This window comes from Deltaproteobacteria bacterium, assembly GCA_016931625.1.
GTDB lineage: Bacteria > Myxococcota > XYA12-FULL-58-9 > XYA12-FULL-58-9 > JAFGEK01 > JAFGEK01.
In genome coordinates this window covers 1-5,180 of the sequence record JAFGEK010000021.1, presented here as the reverse complement: position 1 = coordinate 5,180, position 5,180 = coordinate 1, and the positions used below count along the sequence as shown (strand labels likewise).

Annotated in this window: 8 protein-coding genes; 6 read left to right on the top strand and 2 right to left on the bottom strand. The window is 41.0% G+C overall.

All coding sequences use genetic code 11. The features are described 5' to 3' along the window. Window positions 1-67: 67 nt before the first annotated feature. From JW841_01820 to JW841_01810, 3 genes are read left to right on the top strand one after another with little or no spacing between them, the layout of a single operon-like run. On the top strand, window positions 68-643 hold the full coding sequence (locus tag JW841_01820; protein MBN1959658.1) for a hypothetical protein: 576 nt from the start codon (window positions 68-70) through the stop codon (window positions 641-643). Then, window positions 644-859, top strand: coding sequence for a hypothetical protein (locus tag JW841_01815; protein MBN1959657.1), 216 nt, complete (start codon window positions 644-646; stop codon window positions 857-859). An 8-nt stretch (window positions 860-867) separates the two neighbouring features. Further along, on the top strand, window positions 868-1,383 hold the full coding sequence (locus JW841_01810; GenBank protein ID MBN1959656.1) for a hypothetical protein: 516 nt from the start codon (window positions 868-870) through the stop codon (window positions 1,381-1,383). A gap of 174 nt (window positions 1,384-1,557) precedes the next feature. Here the strand turns inward: JW841_01810 and JW841_01805 are convergent, their stop codons facing one another. Then, entirely contained in the window at window positions 1,558-1,980 is a 423-nt protein-coding gene (locus JW841_01805; GenBank protein ID MBN1959655.1) for a hypothetical protein, read from the bottom strand. Between the two features lie 163 nt (window positions 1,981-2,143). On the opposite strand from JW841_01805, the gene JW841_01800 reads away from it, so the two are divergent. The 3 genes from JW841_01800 (at window position 2,144) to JW841_01790 (ending at window position 4,012) form a co-directional block, all read left to right on the top strand. Then, entirely contained in the window at window positions 2,144-2,317 is a 174-nt protein-coding gene (locus tag JW841_01800; GenBank protein MBN1959654.1) for a hypothetical protein, read from the top strand. A gap of 102 nt (window positions 2,318-2,419) precedes the next feature. Continuing rightward, entirely contained in the window at window positions 2,420-2,596 is a 177-nt protein-coding gene (locus tag JW841_01795) for a hypothetical protein (GenBank protein MBN1959653.1), read from the top strand. Window positions 2,597-2,629: 33 nt separating this feature from the next. Further along, window positions 2,630-4,012: a hypothetical protein gene (locus tag JW841_01790; protein MBN1959652.1), complete on the top strand. Its 1,383-nt coding sequence runs from the start codon at window positions 2,630-2,632 to the stop codon at window positions 4,010-4,012. 60 nt (window positions 4,013-4,072) lie between these two features. On the opposite strand, the gene JW841_01785 is transcribed toward JW841_01790, so the two are convergent. Then, the coding region (locus tag JW841_01785) for a cyclic nucleotide-binding domain-containing protein (GenBank protein ID MBN1959651.1) at window positions 4,073-5,180 on the bottom strand (1,108 nt) is incomplete at its 5' end.

Here is a 5,180-nt window from a genome sequence, read left to right as displayed (position 1 = left end):
ACTCTCTACGTCATGCCCTCGAAAGAGGGCATCCAGTAAAGCCTAATAAAATCGATCAATTACAGAGATGAGATCAAGAGTCAGGGCTATAGCGGTAAGAGATTTTTATAATAGCGCTCGTCAAAACCCCAAAGCTATTCTTGATTTCATTCAAACACGTTGTATTGCTGGTAGCGTTCCTACAACTCAAGAAATAGATAGTTTTGTTGCAAAACAAAATGAGAGTGAAGCTATCTATGGCGCGTTGGTGTATAGTGCAATGGGGTTAGCAAATAATTACTATGACCCAAATCGGCTAAAAATTACTACGGCTAGTGAACGCAAAGGGTATATAACTACTGCCCAAGTTCGTTCGTGGTATAGTCATGAAGTTAAAAAAATTAATACTTCTGGACCACTCACGCGTGAGACAGCAGAACGAGTTACATCAGCGAGAAATATGTTAAAACAACAAGCAAGAGAGATGATGGCTGATCGTGAAGTTGCCGTGCAACTAGCTAAAGATAAACCATTACGGCCAATTGAATACTATGTTGAAAAATATTCACAACAAGGGTTTCATGGTGAGGCGCTTTGGAAAAGAATCATTCATGGAAGCAAAACGCCAAATGTGAGTATTAATAAAAAATACGGAGTGCATTAAATGTCAGATCAAATCACAAGCATTGCTGATTTTCTTAATCTACCTATTGCATGGAAGAAGCAAGCTGATACTCCAGTCTGGTCGGCAGTAGTTGCTGGCGAATCTTGTTGTCTAGAAATGAACGACTTCCCAGATGAACCGTTATATACGCTAACTTGGCGTGAACAGTCATTAGACATTGATGATAAGCCAGATATTTGGGCCATTCCTTTTTAACATGTCAATTGGGACCTAAAAGATTGCAGCAATTAATTAACTGTCTGAAATCAGAGAATGAATCAATTCGAGCTGAAACTGCAGATGAATTAACGGATGTATCTAAAGCACTTGACTCTAACGAAGTTAGCCAACTTGCTCAAGTTTTAGTCGAGACTTTATTGAATGAAACTGCAATAGAAGCTCAAGAGGCACAATTAAACGCTTTGTGTGATATTAAAGCTTGGCATTCAATTGATAAAGCAATCCTGGCTCATTTACATAATATCCCATATCTATTACCAAACACCAATCATCCACGTAAATCGGTATTGGTCAATGGCGATCCAGCGGATACGATGTTTTTTGATACCAGTGAAATCAGGTGGCATCAGCGCCGAAGTCCCGGGAGTACCATGGACATAGAATACCACCACGTCGCTTTGGGGATCACCATATTCGCGATAGGCGAGATTTTGCCCGCATTTAAGCGCAAAAGTTTTAATCTTCGGCAAGTGGGGAGAGCTACTGATGATGCAGCTTGAGTAGCTTTAGCAGCATGAGGCGACACGGCTTTAGTGCAGCTATTTACTTGCTGCTCGGCATCGGCGTGTTTGATGCGTGATGATGAGAACGAAAAAATATTACCCATCGCTATTCTCGCTTATGTCCTATGCAAAACTATTCATAATTGGCTCTTTTAGGTAAAAAGTTAACCGTTATCTATATACTTCGAATGACTGAATCCCTCCATTTAACCCCCTTACCACTACGCGAAGATTGATTTCATCGTTTTCATTTTTTTGTGCCACGGCTATTGGTTTTGATTCTTCGAAATCCTTAAAACCATCAATCTGTGGTTCCCATACTATCTGATCATCAATAAAAACCCTAAGGTTTGGGCTATGCAATCCAATGGCTTTAAAAATCAGTTTTCCCGATTCTGGATATTTCACTTTTCCCATAAACGAAAAATCAGTGGCAAAAGGTGTTAGCTTACCATCTTTTAATGAAGATGAAACGGTCATCCCATTCACAGTGAAAGGATCGACAGTAAGAATTAAAGTTTTCTTTGGTGAACAAGCTTGCAAAAAAAGCAAACTCATAGCGAGAGAGAAATACACGGCCAGTACGGTTTTCATATATTTTCCTTTGCATTACAGTTTTTGGTGAAACTCTGATGTATAATTAAATGAACCCGCCCCATTAGCAAGCCCCCCTTTATTTAGTGTCTGGCACCCGCTTGGAGCACCCGCTTGGACAGGAGGCATCCTGATAAAAACGGTTTACCATAAGTCATGGTGCGTGGATAATCTATCGGTAAAAGACAAAATACTCATAACACCCGAGATAGAAATTGATGATTCTCAAAGCAGTGAAAACGGCTGGCTTGAACGAGTAATTTGTGTCGTTTGGCATGACCAATCATTTGTGTCAGTGGATACTTATATCGATTGGATTCATGTTTTTAAAAACTAACTTGGGTTCTACTTTTCAATTGCAATAAATTTTGTTATGTAGGCCTGGAATTTCATACCAGCAGCACGCTAAGTTTTAAACATACCCTTAAGGAGCCTAATCATGCGAAACCTAAAAGCTATTTTGCCAGTATTGGCTTTGGCTTTTGTAGCTTGCGATAATACTAGCGCAAGCCAGCCTACTAGCGAAGAGGGAATCAGTGAACTTGAAGCTCGTATCAGAGCTCTTGAAACTAAACTCTCTCAATACGAAACTGAAACCAACAATCGCTTAGATTAACTAGCTACGACAACTTCAAATCATTCAACCATATTGACAGTTCATGAGAATGATATTGAGCTTAATGGTGCATCTATAACCGCCAATTCAGAAAAAATTGCTAGTAACAGCTCGGCAATTGCTACGATTGATGAAGCTGTCATTACTAATGAAACCAACATTTCAATTAATAGCGTTAATATCAGCGCAAACACGGAAGCGATTATAAACAATAGCGCAAATATTAGCGAGAATGCGGCTGCCATTTTAGCCAGTAACGGTAAGATTGCTGCAAACGCGAATGGTATTGCGAATAGGGATGCGGCAATTGCATCGAATGCTAACGCAATAGGTAAAAGGGATAAAGATATTGCCGCGAATGCAGCAGCTATAGCAGCCAATGCTAGCGCAATAGCTGCAAACAGCAGTGCAATAGCAAGCAACGATACAGACATAGCCGCGAATGTTGCAGCTATAGCAGCCAACGCTAGTGCAATAACAAGCAACGATACAGATATTGCAGCACATACTACAGCTTTAACAGCCAATGCCAGTGCAATATCCGCCAACACCAGCGCGATAGCAAGTAACGATACAGACATAGCCGCGAATGCAGCAGCTATCGCAGTCAATGCTAGTGCAATAGCAAGCAACGATACAGATATTGCAGCAAATGCAACAAATATTACAAGTCATTCCACTACAATTGCTTCGCATACGACTTCTATATCGAGTATAAATACATCACTAGCTGGTCATGGTACTCGGATCACTTCAATAGAAAACAGCAATACTATGGATCTTGAACCATTTCTGACGGTTACTAGTGATGCTCGCGGACCGATTATCCAGCTTACAGGTGTTAATTTGCAAGTGATGAATGGTCAAGGTTCCACTGATAGTATAAATGGCTTGGGTAATATAATAATTGGTTATGATGAAGTATCGACAATTCCTTTTCAAAAGTGCACATTATCAATCTATAATAATCAAACTGATTGCGAAAATTATGGTGGTACCTGGTTTGAATATAATGTCGATAAAAATGGTTCGCATTACCTTGTAGTGGGCGATAAAAATACATATTCTGGATATGCTGCAATAGTCACAGGTACAAGTAATTATGCTGTTGGTGCATATGCATCTGTTATTGGTGGAATTTACAGTGCCGCTGCCGGTAATGGCGCCGCTATTAGTGGTGGATCTAACAATTTAGCAACAGGGGATAGATCCAGTATTGGTGGTGGATTTGACAACATTACTTTAGGTGATTCAAGCAGTATCAGCGCTGGCAGGTTATCGAGAACCACCGGTAATTACAGTAGTGTATCTGGGGGATATAGAAATACAGCCCAAGGACTTTATAGCACTGTTAGCGGTGGAAATATGTTAACCGAGGATACCGCAATGAGTTTAGCTAATCCTTGGCATCCATAGCTGTAACTACTATCAGAATTAAGGTCAGGCACTGATGCTTAGTCAGTGCCTGATATTTAACTATAATAAAATCAAATCATCATCATCAATAAATCCGCTAGCATCAAGAGCTTCGCGTGAAGCTTGCAAACGATCGGCAGTCAATGTCACTAGATATTCGCGAACGCCTGGATGTTCTTGTAATACAAATTCAAATTCGTCAGCGGTAAGCACTAAAGCTCCCACGGTGTTACGCGCTGTAACATAGGCAGTTGCAGGCTGTTTTTTTATTAGTGAGATTTCACCAAAAACTTCACCGGGCTTAAGGGTGGCCACATGCACCATTTCGCCATCAGAGTTTGCAATTTTTACATCCACTTCACCAGAAGCAATTAAATATAATCCTGGTGATAGTTGCCCTTGCACTATGATCCCCTCAGCAGCCTCAAAGGTGATTGTTTTAAATCTACTGAGGATATCTATACGGGTTTGTTCATCAAAACGTGCAAATAGCGGTGAACTACGTAATAGATTTTGCAATAAGCGCCCACGACAATAAGCTTGTAGTTCATCAGCTACTTTGGGTTCAAGCTTGGCTATGTTATGAACGTTTTGACGTGATAACTCAAAATATTCGCAAAATTCATCAGCAGTTACAGTTGCCGAACGAGGTGCTCGCGTAATTAGAGCCATTTCACCAACAACTGAGCCAGGCCCTAATTTTGCCAACACCGCACCATTTTTTGATACCGACGCCATACCGCTTGCTAAAATTAATAAGCTATCACCCATATCTCCTTCTTTTAGCAGGTCAGCACCGGCAGGAACTCGATGATAACTTAAGCTACGCACGACTGCAGTAAATACTTGCGTATCAAGCTCGCAAAATAATGGCAGTGCAACAGGTGCTGCGCCAGGAGCAGCCGGTGGCAAACTACAACCAATTTCTCCTGCTTTTGTTAATCGCTCTGCTAATCCTAAAGATAATAACTCGGCAGCATTAGCACAAGCCATTACATTGGTGTTATTAGTTGGGCGCAGCGGCGGTGGCATAGCAAGATTACCAGCTTTGGCACGCATTCCTCGCACATGAATACGTTCAAGCACTTGCAATAAACCTTGATCATTTCGTGCATGTTCAAGACCATGGAGCACAACAATCATTGCCGCTAATAATTGCCCTTCATGT

Coding starts and splice junctions, on each gene's coding strand:
- JW841_01805 (MBN1959655.1), bottom strand. CDS start 1,980: ATGAAAACCGTACTGGCCGTGTATTTCTCTCTCGCTATGAGTTTGCTT.
- JW841_01815 (MBN1959657.1), top strand. CDS start 644: ATGTCAGATCAAATCACAAGCATTGCTGATTTTCTTAATCTACCTATT.
- JW841_01795 (MBN1959653.1), top strand. CDS start 2,420: ATGCGAAACCTAAAAGCTATTTTGCCAGTATTGGCTTTGGCTTTTGTA.
- JW841_01820 (MBN1959658.1), top strand. CDS start 68: ATGAGATCAAGAGTCAGGGCTATAGCGGTAAGAGATTTTTATAATAGC.